Raw genomic sequence first — 16,598 nt, 5'->3', positions numbered from 1 at the left:
CCCTATATAAGATATACCGAATTACTTGTTCAGACACAGCATACAAGAAAGAGCCCTGCAGATGTGCACGGCTCTTTCTTGTATGAATTCAAAAGTTTCCATGTAGCGAATCGGCTGTACAGAGGCATATAGCAATAGACAAGCAGTAAGATAAGAAATAACTAAGTCGTCATAGCAAGACGTGTTATGTCATATACGCCCGTCTTGCCAATGCGTCTGATTGGTTCTGCGTTAAACCCAGTCGGTAACTGTTCCCCAACAATAGGCAACTTTTCAAGATCCAGACCGGCCGTATCCAGAAGATAGACTTGCTTAGCGATCCGTAGCAGTTCATCCAGCAGGACGATTAGCAGGGTCAGCGGAATAACTTTCCAGACATCCGTAATCACGGCCATTTGATAATAATCATCCTCACAAAAATTGATAAAACCTGCTTTGAAGTTGGTGTTAATAGTAGGTCGTTCCGTACGAATAACTTCAGCATTATGCTGATTACATGCAAATACATCGGTAATACATAACCTATCAACGAACGAAGAAGACATGTATCCTACTGCTAATCGTCTGCCTTCTTGGTTAGGATCCATATCGCTTGGTTCAATATGCTCATAATCTTGAGGTAGATATTGATCTGCCACATTAAACTGTGCAAGCAACATTTCAAGATTCAGAGCCTCGTTTACATATGACAGTTCGACAGGAAGCTCCTGATGCAACCTGACAAAATGTAAATGATTCTTCCGGCTTGTCATCTGCACAGGATTAAATTGCTCATGAGGCAAATGCAACGCATGAAGCGCAGGGTCCGATCGAAAATGAATGCCTGCTTTCCACAACCGATAACCCAATTCCAGATCCTCGTGCCCCCATCCATGAAAGGACTCGTCGAATCCACCCACTTCTCTCAACACACGGGTTTCCACGGAAACCATACTTGTCCAGAAAAACGACCACGGAGCGGAACTTCGGTCCAGGTCATTTTCGTAAAAGTCGAACTGCATTTGTCTGGAATCCGGGTAGGTTTTCAACATCGGATTACGCAGACAAGCTTCAGGATGTTCCGACAACGCAATCGATTGCAGATATCTGGCGATTGGATGCTGATCATCCTTTTGATTCATCCCATGAACTGTACCTAAACCGATAGTGCCTGCATACCGAAGATGAAAATCGATGATATTGCGAATGAGATCGGCACCAATCAACACCCCTGTGTCCAAATACACACATATCTCATGCTTGGCAAGGTGAAGTCCCATATTTCGTGCAGTTCCGGCCCGAAACCCGAGATCCTTTTGATAACAATATCTCAGATCCAAATACGATTCAAAAGAACAGGCAACCTCTTTTGTATCATCATTTGATCCGTCATCACAGACAATCACCTCGAATAATGACTCGTCCTTCTCCTGATGCTTCAAACATACCAATGTGCGTTCCAGCAAGTCCGACCGATTATATGTAGGAATAATTACCGTAACTCCCATTCCCATTCAACATCCCTCCTCTCATATTGGTGCGCAAAGCAATCTAGAATCGAGGATACTAGTTGATCCACTGCGGTTCCATCGTAATCATATGTTTCAAGCTGCTCTTGTCCACTTAGAATTTGATTAGAATAAGAAGCCAGTAAGTCGCTATCCAGATCGGTTTCCTGCAACCACCGGATGTAACCCCTCTCGCCCATTTGCTTGGCGTACACGATATTGCTCGGGTTCACTTCTTCCCGCCGCGGGATCGCAATGGCTGGAACGCCTAGCGAGGCGAGCTCCCATAATGTTGTATGCCCGCCCCGGCACACGACAAGCGAGCTGTTTCTCACTTCGTCTATAAACGAGCCAGGGTCTGTTATAAAATGTGTGGACTCGTCACCTAACCGTTGCAAAGATTTCGTTAACGTTCCGCTGTACACAAGTTTCACGTAATCCGGGTTCCCCTTCAAAGCCGCTATGGTTTTCGTAAAAAAGGGGACGTCCACAATCGTTGGTGAGCCTGACGTAATGATAATTTTCTTTTCCTTTGTCCTCGCAGGTTCCGGTACATCTATTACCGGGCCTACAAAACACAGCTTCTCCTGAAGCGAATCATGTACCGGGAACATCCAGTTCTGCCGTACATCCACGATTGCAATTTGATTAGCCATCTGTAGGAAACCAAGTGTTTCCGGTTCATCTTCCAGCCAATTGGTAATAAAACAGGTTGGAATACCCAAGCTTTGTCCTATGGGAAGTACAATAAGTTCTTCATCAACCACCATGCCATCCGGTTGTGTACGGCGTATCAAGTCCAGCAGTTTGCCTATTCGCAAGGCACTGCTGCCTGCTGAAGGCAGCTCCAGATCAATCAGATCACCCGGGTATACCATTCGTAAATATTGGAATCCGGAAGAATAGGATGCGATAATGACCTCGTGATTTAATTGCATAAGTTGTTTGGCAACAAGCAAATCCCGCTTTGCATGTCCGAATCCGTTACCCCGAGATATAATTAATATTTTCATAGGCACTTCCCCTTTCCGGATTTCACCCTACGGATGCTACACTCCCCTGTTTGCGTAACAAAGCAACCTGCGCTCCATACATTTCACGAAATACGCCATCCTCTTCCAGCAATCGCAAGGGGTTTCCTTCCTGAACAATCTGTCCATCAGCCATAACATAGACCTTGTCACAGTGCATCACCGTGCTGACTCGGTGTGCGATCAGCAGGGCTGCTTTTCCCTGAGTCACAAATTGTTTAATGCTTCTGACAACAACCTCCTCCATCACCGGGTCCATGGCGGCCGTAGGCTCATCCAGTACCAGGATGTTTTTGGTATTCGCCATCGCCCGGGCAACCGCCACACGCTGCCATTGCCCTCCCGATAGTTCAGTCCCATCTGAATATCCCGCACCCAGCCTTTTATCTCCACTTCGGTGGATAATGTCCTGTACTAGCAGCTGTGCAGCATCGTTCCATTCATGATTAAGCCCGATGTTCTGCTGGACGTTAAGAGGGAATCTGGAAAAATCGGCATACGCAACAGAGATCGCACGTAACCTGTCGGCAGGTGTACTGTGTTCTCCATCCATCCATACTTCGCCTTCGGTTGGCTCAAGCAGTCCGCACATTATATTGCACAATGTTGTTTTCCCGGCTCCGTTCTCGCCCACCAACCCGATAAGCTCTCCTGTTCGAAAATGCATGTTCACATCAGTAATCACAGGTCTGTCACTATTCGGATAGGTGAAGCTAACTCCGTTCAATGCCACTTCTCTGCCTGCTTCCTTCGTTGAATCCTCAGTTTTAATCACAGCCTCAGCTGACAGAAACCGGGTGAGGTTGGAAGAGACAAGCAACTCACTGGTAAACAGCCGAAGCTCAAGGACAAAAGCATTCGCTTTGCCAAGCAATTCATCGATCAGTTGAAAAGCAATGATCAGACCACCGATGGAGGAACTAGCCGTCAGAATCGACACCATGTAAGCAACAGAAATGAGCAGAAGCTGGCCAATTTGCATCACTCCCGTCGTTTTTTGGGAAGTAAGGAGGAAGGTTTGATTGGTTTTGCTAATTTCAGTAAATGTATTTCTCCAGAGGTTCACGATATAAGGCGAGTATCCAAACAACTTGCGTTCTTTGCCCAGGTGAACATCCATGATTGTGCTTCGATAATAATTCTCGCGGATGCGCTGACCGGATAGCTGATTCTCAACGTTAAACATCTGGCGACCGAGCTTATATTGTTTGAATACAACAAAAGCAAAGGTCACGATCATCACGAGACATCCGATCTTTGTGACGAACCATAAAGCTGTACCCAAACTGATCAGCATAATTCCTGCACTGAGCACATCCAAACCAAGTGTGAGAATTCGATGCCCCCGGTCCAGACCATTCGCTGCCTTCTCAGCCGATTCGGAGAACGACCGATTTAGAAGTTGCTGATATGGCACTTCGTTATATCGATCAACATAGAGCTCTTTCGCAGATCGCCCTATATGAATACGCAGCCCTTCTAACGCCACACCATACAACGAGTCCATCACCTTTTCTCCAATGGTTGCTGCCGCGAACCAGGCCATCAGCATGAGCAATTGGTCAACGTTAACACCCGAAATAACTTGCTGGACTGCATATCCGAAAAGGAAAATCCGCACGGCTGGCAATATACCGGTTAACACCGTCACAGACAATGCGAACAGCATCCAGGGAATGATCTTACGCTTATTCTGCACTCGCATCAGCCACATTAGGCAACACCCCCTTCTCCCTCTTCCCTCGGCGCTTCAATAAAGGAGGAAGAAGCTTTCCACATCGCTTGATAAGGCTCGCATGTCTCCAACAGTCTCTCATGGGTCCCGTAATCCCTGATCTCTCCCTGATCCAGCATGAGTACCGTATCGGCAAAAACGCATCCTACCAGACGATGAACGACAAACAGCACGGTGTACCCCTGAAGTCTGTTAATGATGGACTCCAGAATGCTTAATTCATTACTAGGGTCTAATTTCGATGTTGGCTCATCCATAATTACGACAGATCCAACACGGTAGATCGATCTGAACATGCTTCTTGCTAATGCCAACCTCTGCCACTGCCCCTCGGACAGATCTGATCCACCGACTTCTGGCCATAGCTCTGTATGCCTTCCTTGAGGTAACTTATCTACAAATTGGGCATTGGTCAGTTGTAATACCTCAGCGATATCTTCCTCACGGTCCTTGCGGGTAATATCACCCAGGTACACATTTTCGGCAACGGATAGTTTATACCGCCCGTAGTCCTGCAGACAAAAGCCGCCTACCTCTTCTGAACTGACTGAACCCTGATCCGGCTTCAGTATCCCGGCGAGTATGAGCATTAATGTGCTCTTGCCTGAACCATTAGCACCTACTACAGCCACCTTGGCCCCAGACGGAATATCAAAATTAATGTTATTTAAAACATTTTCTTGCCCGTCGTAGCTAAACGTTAATTGACGAACTGATATTGCATTGGAGGACACCGTCTGCTCTTCATTACGATTAGACATCTCTGTGTCTTTAGCTGTGGATGTAGTTATTTCGGTTTGTTCATCTTGCGGCTGTTGGATAAGTTCAGCCAAGAATATTTTGCGACCCAGCCAGTGCTTACCCTGACTCAGAACCAAACTGAGCAATTGTTCAAGATGCAGACCACCTATAAGCAACGCCGCGACTTCTCCGGGATTCAGGGTACCTTGCCAAAGTTTCCATAGTCCCACAAGGAGTACAACCGAGGTTACTATGCCACTACCAAGTTGACCCAGCAGCTTGTAACATGCGGCTTTGATGGTTTGCATCATTGTTAATCGCGCAATCTGCTTCTCCTCAGTTCGCCACTTTCCCTTTATCCAGCCTGCTATCCCAAAGATACGCATCTCCTTAGCGGAATTAAGCGTTGTTAACATGCCAAGGAATGCACCCTGAAGCCTCGATATTTCGGAGATCTCCTGAAGAAAAATAGACTCTGACACCGCTGCTTTTTTCATCAGCAACACATTAAGTGCTGTACCGACGAGGATCAAAATCGGTGCCCACCAAGCAACCTCCAGCAGAATCCACGTCAAAGAAAAACCCGTCACGATGACCTGAAGCAATGCCGATAAACCGTCAAGTCCTCCATGATAAATGGAACTGACTGATTCCGATGTGCTTGAAATCCGATTGCGAGTTGCTGCCTGAAGCATCTGGTTTTCTGTTCTGCGATTCACGGTATCAAACAAACGAGTAGACAAATTATGATAGACATGGTCTTTCACTTTTCTCAAAAAATAGGGCTGTATCACGTTCAGTAAAATTGCAACCGTACCCGCCCCTGCAATAATTCCTATGTAAGCTAATGAAGCGTTACGATCACCACTAGCTAATTGATTCACAGAATGCTTGATCGCCCAGATCATGAACCCGGGCCATACCCCAAGGGCAAAAATAAGAATTAGTAATATCCAGATGGCCCGTTCTCCTGCCCGGGCAATGATCCAAATCTGGGTGAACCCGGCCTGTAGACGACTCATCGTATTCTCCTTCCAGAGACAGAATCTATGAAGGCAATCGGTGTATGAATCTGTGACAGATCCGATGTTTCAATGAAATAACCCTTATCCGAGCGAACAGAGGGACACAACATGACAAAGCGCCATGATTCTCCGGGCTCACGATCAATGAGCAGGCAAAGCGTCTTCTCCGTATCAAATCGTTCCATACCTGTTAGATATTCATAATCAATAACAGCACCATCTTGACTTATCCACATACGGTGCCGGGAATAGATCTGTTCGGCTTTGGCTGAATTCCACGGCATAACAAGAAAGGGTATAGCTTCGCTTCGTTCTTCCACCATGTCTGAGTTGACAATATCGTAGTAATCTCCAATCCACCGCGTACTCGCCAGCAGAGAGAATGGGTCATGAATGGAGACACGAGACTTCATTTGAATAGTATGCACTACCGTCAAAGGTGTTTCTTGTTGAGCCTCTTCCAGATTAGGAGGTGGCCAGTTCGTATTAAGATTATTTATATATTGAATGAGATGATCACCAAATCCGACTTTACCGGTATATTGCGAAAGTGCCCAGCGATAGATCATTCGATCTTCTTCATGAAACACGAAATCCAGATTGGTACTGAAAAAGTGATCTACTTCAATTAAAATAACTACCGACACCAAGTTGATCAGGTGTGGCTTCAATCCTTCCTTTATTTCTCCGAATTCACCAGCATATGCATGCAACCACTCTTTGACAAGATAATGGATGCCTCCTCTGGCAAAAAAGGACTCTGTCAGATTGAACTGATCCCATAAAGGAATCGGCGGTGATCCGAAGGCCAAATGTACGGATGTAGACGTCGCTTTGCTAAGACTGGCTCCGAATCGCCCAATCTGCGGAGGCGGCATGGTGGATAGCGGATAAAGCTTCAACTCTATTACCTCGGCTATATTAAAATTTTGGACCAGTGGAGCAATATACTCCTTAATGGACTCGCATTTCGTAGACAAATGATTTTCATACTCATCCATAACGCCAAATTTTCTGTTTTCGACAGATGAACTTAATATGCGTTTTAACAATTTCACTTCAGGCCCATTCTCCAAGGCCAACATATCTCTCAAAAACAAACTGCCCCAGTATCGATAAACGTTCGAACGAAGTCCTCGATTACGGATTAGATTTAACAGCGCTGGGGGATAATGTCGTTCCTCAGGAGCAATCCATAATTGATCTTGCCTCAACTCATTAATCGCTCTGCAAAGTTCCAATAACAGTGGATATCGCCCAACCCGTACATGAAGTGTCGGCATCGCATTTTGGCTTCCCTTCCTGTCTGATGCTACATGTCAACGCAAGTCTCATCCAGCTTGCGCTGACACATGCAAGTTATGATTACGTGAGAAAAAACAAGCGATTCTCTTCGATGCTGTGTATCCACTGTTTGGGTACTGCACTTTCAGGGAAAATAGCTGCAACGGGGCATGCCAGATCGCAGAGACCGCAATCCGTACATAGGGTTGGGTTAATAAAATATTGTTTGGCGTCCGGAGACGTCTGGATGGCTTCCTCAGGACAAGCCACAATACATTTAGCCAGACGCTCATCTTCGCATGTGGCGGTAATTACCCATGACATAATGTTGTCCTCCTCATATGAAAACCTATAATTGCCGCTACACTCACTTCTGCATTCAAGTTATCCCAATACTTGATTGCTGTTCTTGCCACGAAGTTTGCATCACTCAAGCCAATGATGCCATTAGGTGCATCTGCTTCTCTGCCCACATCATAGCCAACAAAGACGACCATCTTGCCTGTTATCTGCGGCAAATCAGATATATGTTCTCTCGCACCCGCATGAATAGCAACAGATGTCCATCCCTTTTCCTGCAAGCTCAGCAGTAGACTAACCGGATTCTCTTCAATGACAATATCCACAGCAAAAGCTTGGGAAAGGGCTTCGCTCGTTGTTATACCAAGTGCATCAGGATGAACAACCACTTTTAATTCAGATGATGGATACATTGAATTTAGCGCACTTTGATCCATCTGCTGATCTTCGGGAATATCCACCTTCCCCAAAATATCACATCGGTGAAAGGGTGTATCCGATATGTGATTGCGGTCACCTGAAGTAATTACACAGTCATTCTCAACACTGAGGATACGATGAGCCAAAAATCGGTTCACCTGATCCCGGACCAACACCACATCGCCTTCTTTTATTTCATCCGGGGGATACACAGAGGTACGCTGTCCGTGAACCAGCAGGGGATGCATGCAATTACCTTCGATTAATATGGAAATCGGCTTCCCGTGCTGCAATGCACGAATCAGGAAATCTTGTCTGCCGGTACCATGCATTCTTTCAGAACTCCTATTTTGGATAATGCCGTTACGAAATCCCGGATATCGTCTTCGACATGGTCATCTTCACTGATATTGAATTTTTGCTTGGTATGCTGGCACATGTCATCAAGGGATTGTGGTGAATCCGCAAGCATGTTCCATACCGCTTTACTAACATCATCCTCCAGAACGTATACTTCTCCGGAATCGGATAGAATGAACACCCCTTCTATATTCTCATCAAAAAACACATCATCAGCTATTTGAAAGCACGGATTCATTCGTTTTACCTCCTGTCAGTTGGAAATAAGCGACCATTTTCCTACGAATTCCGCGTCGAATGCCTGAGCAATCCTGCGAGAACGTTCCATCAGCATCGCCTGTTGCTCCCCAATGAAAAGCACGACAACCGCCGCCACAAGATTCACGGAATGTACACTTCATGCACTCGGGCAGCGTGTGCACCGTCCTGTTCCGCGAACGCTCGAACACCTCGGAAGTCTCCCATATTTCCCTAAGCGATTTCTCTCGAATTGATCCCGCGTGAAACATCGGAGAGTGCATCAGTTTGCAAGGAAATACATTGCCCTTGGCATCGATAGAAAACTCGCTTGTACCATGGCCGCAATGTCTTCTCCGTTCATACTGCTTCACATTTAAGGCATGGCAATCTTCGTGGGCGTCATCCATTTCAATATCCAACATACGGTCGGATATACGGCGGCGTTCAGCAAAACTCAGTCCTTGCATTCGTTCGTCCCCACGACCCAAAGTGGCAAGAGGTACAATATTCAATCGAATGGAACGTTCGGTAGCGAACTCCAGTAAAGGATCAATGGAATCCTTATTGTGCTTCGTCACCGTTTGGTTGATTTTCATTTTGACTCCAGCTTCAAGGAGAAGATCGATGGCTTTCCGCGCTCGATCCCAGGTATTCTTGCCTCGGTTCGCTTCATGCTCGTCCTTATCCATGGAATCAAAACTAATCGTGAACAAATCAATTACCTTGGCAATTTCATTGACTTTTTCACGGCTGTTAATCAGCGTCCCGTTACTGATGACGTTCACACGAAGCCCAATTTCTTTGCTGTAGGTCATGAGCTCCATTATATCCTTGCGGATAAAAGCCTCCCCACCTGTAAACACGATTGTACTGGTCCCCAGATCTTTGATCTGCCTGATCATATCCTTGGCTTCCTCCGTATTCATATCCCCATTCATCGACCGCTCCGGGCTGCTATCCGCATAACAATAAATGCAACTCAGATTACATTTGTATGTTGTCACAAAATATATGGCGGTAGGTGCGACTTTGCCCATGCCCTGCTTCTGCAACGTATCCAGAACGTTGTATTCTTCAGGTTTCTCTCCTTGATAAGCCACACGATACATCAGCATCTTTCGTGCAATCCGCTTCACATTTTGAGCGTCCAAACCCGAATCCATTAATTCAGAAACGGTCTTGCCACCGTATACCAATTCAGATGCAATTTCATATTCGCTTGGTGAATACACAACCCAACAGTTGAGTTGAACGTTATGTACGACATAGTGTCCGTCTTCGTAATACACCGCGACGTTTGGAATATGCAATCGTTCATCAATTCGCATCAACAAGCCTCCAGTAATTAAGATAAGAGGCCGGTTAAACGGCCTCTTCTTGCATTCTTGAAGAATAATAAATGATTAGCAGGATGATCCATAGCCGCCGCCAACTGAAAATGCACATCCACACCCACAGCTTGCTGCTTGGGCAATTGCGGCGGATTCCAATTTGCGAAACGTCGGTTTTTTGTAATTAGTCATGTTCTCACCTCCTCTCATAACAACTATCTGTAAGCGCTTGCAATATGAGAACTAAAAAATGTTACAGAGGAAGTAGCAAGAGAAACACCAAAAAAGAAGAAACGGAATGAAGACTTGTCTTACACATTGTTTGCACTTTAAGTCTAGTTGAGAAATAAGGAAAGGAAGCGTAAGAGGTACATCTATGGAGTGTAATTCAAGTTGTTTTACAAGGTGTATTTAATTACATAAATTTGAATTTTTTTCTAGAATACTGCCATTCAATTCTTAAGTCAACTGTTTTTTTGAATATTTTGTGAACATTTCATTCGTGCTGTACTTTTCTTTGCATCGCGATATCCAACAACGCTTGTTCATACTGCTCCGCTATGCTCTGAACGGCATATTTTTTCACTGACTCTCTGCATGCTTCTGGTGATGGAAAAGGTTGTCCATTGTCCATTACATGTTCCAAAATAGATGCCAGTTGCTCCACATCATCCGGTTCGTAGAGCCATCCATTATTGTCCTTCACAATCTCTCTTGGACCATATTTGCAATCGCTAGAGATTACAGGAATACCTCTCGCAAGTGCTTCAATCAATACCAATCCAAACGGTTCTGTATCGGACGCCAAGAGTACAGATGTTACGCCGTTCACCCTATCCCACGGCTCATGCTGCCAACCATGCCATACGATGCGGTCTTGTATTCCCAATTGATAGGACTGTTCCAGCAACGGCTCGTATTCTTCACCGTCTCCTATAATATGCAGTTCGAAGTTTTTCCTCTGCAGCGACGACAAAGCCTTCATGATGTGGTCCACGTTCTTCACCTTGGCCAGTCTGCCAACATACAAGAATACAGGATGAGACGGTCTCGCCACATAAGTTACGTTATCGAACTTCACAGGATTATAGACCAATAAGTTTCGTTTTTCAGGAAAAACACAGTGTAAATCCTTCAAGTTTCCTTCACTAATTGACAGATGTCCATCAGCGGCCCGTAAATCTTCGAAGAATCTATAGTAAAGATCCAGATTGAAGTGCAGCCAGCTTACCACAGGCACTTGCACATTTAATCGTTCAACCGCCATTGATGCGGCTTTGACCCCGGTGGGCCCCGTCGATACGATAATATCTATTGGCAACAGATCTTTCATTACATTGGCCAAGGCAGCCGAGTAGATATTTAACAGAACATTCCGCGGGATAAAATCACTTAATTTTTGAGACAAAGCTAGGGTATTGATCCCCTCTTCCCAGGTACTATCTTCCGATTTCCCCTTCAGGATCACCGTTACATTATGCCTTTTTTTGAGCTCATGATAGATTAACGAAAGAGCCGTTTCCATTCCACCTCGACCACTGAGCAAAATATCCACTACAAATATGATGTTCAATACCGGATGCCCCCTTGAGTTTTCAACGTTGTGACAAGGATACTCAGTTCCATTTACTAACAATTTCCACCATATCCTAGCACTTCTCCGTTTTAAAGTAAATAATTTCCTTTAGTCCTGCAATCTCATCCTCAATGCTGTCTCACACTCAAACTCTCTTACTCTAATCTTCGAACCAATGCAAAGACGGTACAGAGTGGATTCTGTACCGTCTTTGTTGTCTCATTATGTTATTCAAGAGTGGTCCATATATCCACAGCCATCAGACGGACAGCTTCCTGCTCATGGGTTCGATATACTCTTAAACGATCCGTACAGTCCTCATTCCATAATAATGCCTGACCGGCGATCTTCAACAGACATAGCCCTATACTGAAAGCGGCTATGTGAGGCCGAGCATTCAACTGATCCACCATCTGAAGGAGGTCTTCCGGTTTCCAGTACCCTTTGCTTGCATTCACGACACGACTGACCTGCCGGTTCACAAAATCCAGTACATACGGCTGTCTGTTCACTATACCAATGATAGGGTCCAAGCCGCCTATCGCCAGGTCCGCCTTGCTCCAGTCTGTCATAGCCAGATGCAACCGGATTACCGCCAGCTTCATGGTTTCATCACAATTGAGACATGTAATGATGCCCGCATACAAAGGAACAAGCATTTTCCTTTCCTTCAGAGACAACGAGGTTAACTTGTCGATCAGTGCGAGCAAACGCTGCCGCTCTGGCAGATCTCTCTCATTCCCCGCATTCCATTCGTCTGTCGTTTCTGTGGCAGCCAGTTGTCTGCAAACCTCGATCACCTGTTCGTTTGTTTTGCCTTCCGAGCAAGCTGCAATAAGGGTGTCCAGCGCTGCCTTCCATCGGGTACTATCCTGAAAATCAAGCAGTGTGCTACTGGCACAAGTGGCGATTACTTCTTCATTCCCGTTCAACCAGGAGATCATGGAGCGAAAAGCCTCTCTGGCTACAATCGGATCTGCATGGCCTGCGATCCCTGTAATCCATCGCAAATAACGTGGACGCGAGTCCAGCGGAAGTTCACTCGGCTGCTGGTTCAACAAGCTTCGAGCAATATCCCGCTCCGAAGAGGAAGCCATCGTACTCATCATGGTCCAGCTTCGCTCATCATCCAGACATTGCCTTGCCGCATGTCCAATGGCGATAATGACATCTTTGTGAGTATTGGGCTTCTCGTATTCCCGAACGAGGAGGGTCATGCTGTCATTGCTTTTATAAGCACCAAGCAGCCGAATGGCTTCTTTTCTGACCGTAATCTTCAGTTTATCCCGATTTAGCAACTCCGAAAGCATCGACGTTAACAAAACCGGACTCACCCTGCGCGCGCATCTAGGAATTGAATACATGGCAACACGAGCACGGTCTCCAGCCAGATTGTCCAGTAGAACAGGAAGTGCCTTCTCCGGTTCTTCACCTAACGAATAGGCATAGAGTGCCGCCTCCACGACATGCACTTCCGAATCCTGCAACAGCACCTCCAGTTGTTCGGACCAGTGGTCGGGCATGCTCGCCAGCCTTCGGATCACTGCAGCGCGTTCATAGGAAGTTCGTTTGGTATCGAGTGCGACTTGTTCCAGCAGGGAGGCCAGTGCTTTCTGTTGACGTGGCAGCCACCTATAAAATCCGTCACTAGCAGGCACAACATAAATGGTTTTTCCCGACAAATGCTTGCCCTTAATGACTGTTCCTGCGATGAACGGATCCAGCCACTCCTGTCGCTTCAGGTGCAAATGCCAAAACACCTCATGGAATGAGATGAAGGACGGGTCTCTGTCGAGCAACTCTCTGACTCTCTCATCCCGCGTTTCGTAAGGAGCCAGCCAATATCGGATCGCCTGAGCAGGAGCCTTCTTTTTCTTCACCAGTTCCTCCAGCAAGTGTTGAAGCTTAGGCAAACGATCTATCGCCTTACCAAATGATTCGGCCATACGCAAGACCACAACATCGTTCTCTCGCTTGTTCGCTTCTATACCCAATGCATACAACTCATCGAACAAAACCTCAAGCGCATGATCAGGTATGCTATTCCAATCTCTCTCATACAACACGAACTGCCCATCCCGTACGACCATTCTCTTCAACGTTCTCAAACCAAACCTGAAAAGCCTGCTATCCGGCGCCTGCGCATGCTCTCGCAGTATGGAGAAGGCAAGTCTCTCTGTCGCATTCTTCGTCCCATATGAGGTATCTCTGGCTTCGACCACGCTGTCTGCCAGCACAGTTAGATCGTCCACATGCTGCTCGGTGAACATGGGAACAGGACAGTTCGACAGTTCGGACATCACCGTCCAACGTACTGGGTCCTGATCGTTCTTGACTCGTGTCAGGAAACGCAGTGTCTCATCCATCCCCCGGCGGGATATCGCCGTGCTTCGAATAAGCCGACCATACGCCGCAGCACGTTCATCCGCATTCGATACCTGCACAGCTTGCTCCAGCTTTTCCCTCGCATGAATGATCAAACGACGGGCTGTAATCTCAAGACTCTGTTCCCGATCATCCCGGATGTCGCGCAATTCGAGCATGCGCGTTGCTTCCTTGTCACGCAGTTGGTGCGGTAAAACGTCCAATAACGACACAGGAAAAATACGTGTCCTCCGCTCATTTTCCTTATAAGCCGCGTCAAAAATTGCTTCACGACTCGACGGTGCAAGTGTATCCAATACTATGACAACGTGCATGGGCTCGTCAGCGAGCAGGGTAACCAGCGTCGTCCACTGGGCTGTAGTGAACCATTTTCTTTTTTTCAGAACACCAGCTGGTACCCCCTCCTCTAAGAGATAACCTCGTGTCTCCTCCCGTGTCAGCAGTTCGAATACACTTCCAGGGCTTGTCTGGATCAGGACACCCAATTGCTGCTTAATCACAGGATGTATCGTTTCGAGTGGTCCATATTTGAGCGCATATTCCAGCACGATCGCTGGTCTGGATTCACTCAACTTCTCCACCGCCGAAGAAAGTGTCCACCATACGCTATTCCTTCCACGATGTGTCGCGCTTTGCAGAGCATGCTCCAGATATGTTGCAACCAGATCAGGAAAACGCTTCGTAATTACCCGCCAATTGCGGAGCGCATAGCCGAGTTCCGGAAGTCTGTTGCGAACTGTCTCTTCACCGCACACGGACAGTACCAAAGCCGCTTCCTGTGCCCCCCAGCGAACCAGCACAAGTGGTAACAGACGCTCCGCCCAATCCTGTCTGCGATGGTTCACAATGCTTCGCAGTAATTGACGGCGGCAATGATAGGACATAGAGATGATCTCGGATTCAATGGAATAATCTGGATCTGTCACCACTGTGGTCAACAGTCCGGCTGCCCGACCTCTGACCCCTGCCTTGGGATGCTTCAAAGCAAGCAATACGACATTTACATCATTTACTACACTCGCACCAGTCAATGCCAGATGTGCTTCATAAGCAGTACCGCTATCGAGTAAAGCTATAAGTAACGCAGAGTACCCTGCCTGATCCGAATGCTGGTGACCCAGTTGAGCTATTTTCTTCATCCGGTCCGAGTATCCAAGCGAATCCAGTTTCTTCAGAACCTGATCTTTTTCTAACGGTGTTTGATTCATTATTATCTTGTCCCCTCTCCCTTTCACTCTATATAACCGTTCAATGCATCCATGCCATCGTTTCTCATCGCAGGAGCTTGAAAGTATATAACTTCTGCGTAAACAGGAGCTTTCCCTTTTGGATAGATGTTTCCGGGTGGCATAGTCCGTGGAATCGATCTTCATCTATGCTATAAAAAGCCAACCATGTCTTCGACTATATACAAAAAAAGATGACTCGCAGGTCCACTAATGGCCCTACGAGTCATCCCTATTCATTAAAGGTGGTACTACTGCAATTTAGTTATTCCAGTATTGCTTGGCAATCTTCTGACCCTGATCAATCTTAGCCCATTGCTGAGCTTCGCTTAATTCGTTACCACCATCGCAGGATGCAAAGCCACACTGGTGAGACAGCAGCAGCCGATCCTTATCGATGATTTTGGATGCTTCGTTCAGCAAACGAACAACACGTGCTTCATCATCGAGTGTACTCGTTTTGGAGGAAAGCAAACCTAATACGACTTCTGTTTCAGGTCTGTCCTTGAACACTTCCAACGCTTCAAGCGAACCCGCACGATCATCATCCCACTCCAGGAAGAATCGGTCATACTTCAATTGCTTCAGGAACAGATTAGCGATTTTTACATACGATCCACCGCCCATGTTGCGGGAATCGTAGTTGCCCCGGCAGTTATGTGTCCACATTTTCAAGCCCAGGCTATGACCGAAGTCAATCACAGTATTGTTAATATCAATAAATTCAGTTGCGAGACCTGATACTTCATCTTGATTAATATGCTCCCCTGTAAACGGAGAGTTCGGGTTGTCGTCTGCAAACAGCTCCCACAAGCAATCGTCGAATTGCAGGATTTTACCGCCTATAGCAGCGAATTCTTCGACGAATTCCTTATACGCGATCACAAGACCCTCTTTAAGCTCTTGTTTATTCTGATATACAGAATCCGCACCTCCAATGTTATCCGACCAGGAAAGCTCACCGAAAATATGGGAGGGAGACGGTACACAAAGTTTCGTTTGTTGCTCACCAGCTGTGTCTTGCAGTTGTTGGAACAGTTGAATGAAATGATGGTTCTTTCCACTCAATTTATCAGTGATGCGCAGTCCAATATCTTTGCGTGTTTCATATTTCGAAGTTCCGTCCACATCTCTGAAAAAATAGCCGTGATCTGCGATGTAACGCTTCACTCCACCAAATCCCCATACAAAGTCCAGATGCCACATCGATTTGGAGAATTCGCCATCTGTAACAACGGACAGGTTATGTTCGATTTCCTTTGCGACAACTTGTTTGATAGCCTCAGTCTCGCACTTCTCATATCCTTCGTAGTTTTCATAGAATGGATATTGGATATCATCATTATGTTCAATTTGCGTTTTATATTTCAGCAGCTCATCCGGCCGCAATAAACTTCCTACGATCTGGAACTTATCAGTCATGTAAAAAACCCCCTCGTTGTATACCCATATCATAT

Annotated in this window: 12 protein-coding genes; all 12 read right to left on the bottom strand. The window is 46.3% G+C overall.

The window, feature by feature from the left end; all coding sequences use genetic code 11:
- Window positions 1-161: 161 nt before the first annotated feature.
- On the bottom strand, window positions 162-1,493 hold the full coding sequence (locus OM416_RS26265; protein ID WP_264934374.1) for a glycosyltransferase: 1,332 nt from the start codon (window positions 1,491-1,493) through the stop codon (window positions 162-164).
- Window positions 1,472-2,500 (bottom strand): glycosyltransferase, encoded by a 1,029-nt coding sequence (locus OM416_RS26260; RefSeq protein ID WP_264934372.1) that lies wholly within the window; start codon window positions 2,498-2,500, stop codon window positions 1,472-1,474. The genes OM416_RS26265 and OM416_RS26260 overlap by 22 nt, the downstream gene beginning before the upstream one ends.
- Window positions 2,501-2,522: 22 nt before the next feature.
- A complete protein-coding gene (locus OM416_RS26255; RefSeq protein ID WP_264934371.1) occupies window positions 2,523-4,232 on the bottom strand; it encodes an ATP-binding cassette domain-containing protein in 1,710 nt (569 codons plus the stop codon).
- A complete protein-coding gene (locus OM416_RS26250) occupies window positions 4,232-6,016 on the bottom strand; it encodes an ATP-binding cassette domain-containing protein (RefSeq protein WP_264934369.1) in 1,785 nt (594 codons plus the stop codon). The genes OM416_RS26255 and OM416_RS26250 overlap by 1 nt, the downstream gene beginning before the upstream one ends.
- Entirely contained in the window at window positions 6,013-7,302 is a 1,290-nt protein-coding gene (locus OM416_RS26245; RefSeq protein WP_264934367.1) for a hypothetical protein, read from the bottom strand. Before OM416_RS26245 ends, OM416_RS26250 begins: the two co-directional genes overlap by 4 nt.
- Before the next feature lie 82 nt (window positions 7,303-7,384).
- A complete protein-coding gene (locus OM416_RS26240; RefSeq protein ID WP_264934366.1) occupies window positions 7,385-7,627 on the bottom strand; it encodes a 4Fe-4S binding protein in 243 nt (80 codons plus the stop codon).
- Window positions 7,615-8,355: a S24/S26 family peptidase gene (locus tag OM416_RS26235; RefSeq protein WP_264934365.1), complete on the bottom strand. Its 741-nt coding sequence runs from the start codon at window positions 8,353-8,355 to the stop codon at window positions 7,615-7,617. Before OM416_RS26235 ends, OM416_RS26240 begins: the two co-directional genes overlap by 13 nt.
- Window positions 8,325-8,621 (bottom strand): PqqD family protein, encoded by a 297-nt coding sequence (locus OM416_RS26230; RefSeq protein ID WP_062836275.1) that lies wholly within the window; start codon window positions 8,619-8,621, stop codon window positions 8,325-8,327. Before OM416_RS26230 ends, OM416_RS26235 begins: the two co-directional genes overlap by 31 nt.
- A complete protein-coding gene (locus OM416_RS26225) occupies window positions 8,596-9,951 on the bottom strand; it encodes a radical SAM/SPASM domain-containing protein (protein ID WP_145152766.1) in 1,356 nt (451 codons plus the stop codon). Before OM416_RS26225 ends, OM416_RS26230 begins: the two co-directional genes overlap by 26 nt.
- 499 nt (window positions 9,952-10,450) lie before the next feature.
- The gene (locus tag OM416_RS26220; RefSeq protein WP_264934364.1) at window positions 10,451-11,527 is read right to left on the bottom strand and encodes a glycosyltransferase; all 1,077 of its coding nucleotides are present in this window, start codon (window positions 11,525-11,527) and stop codon (window positions 10,451-10,453) included.
- Window positions 11,528-11,757: 230 nt separating this feature from the next.
- Window positions 11,758-15,123 (bottom strand): HEAT repeat domain-containing protein, encoded by a 3,366-nt coding sequence (locus OM416_RS26215; RefSeq protein WP_264934363.1) that lies wholly within the window; start codon window positions 15,121-15,123, stop codon window positions 11,758-11,760.
- A gap of 279 nt (window positions 15,124-15,402) precedes the next feature.
- Window positions 15,403-16,563, bottom strand: a complete 1,161-nt coding sequence (locus OM416_RS26210) for a cobalamin-independent methionine synthase II family protein (RefSeq protein ID WP_264934361.1) — start codon at window positions 16,561-16,563, stop codon at window positions 15,403-15,405.
- Window positions 16,564-16,598 lie beyond the last annotated feature (35 nt).

It is taken from the genome of Paenibacillus sp. LS1, from assembly GCF_026013365.1.
GTDB lineage: Bacteria > Bacillota > Bacilli > Paenibacillales > Paenibacillaceae > Paenibacillus.
Note: the sequence above shows the minus strand (reverse complement) of the source record. Positions and strands in the feature narration are given on the sequence as shown.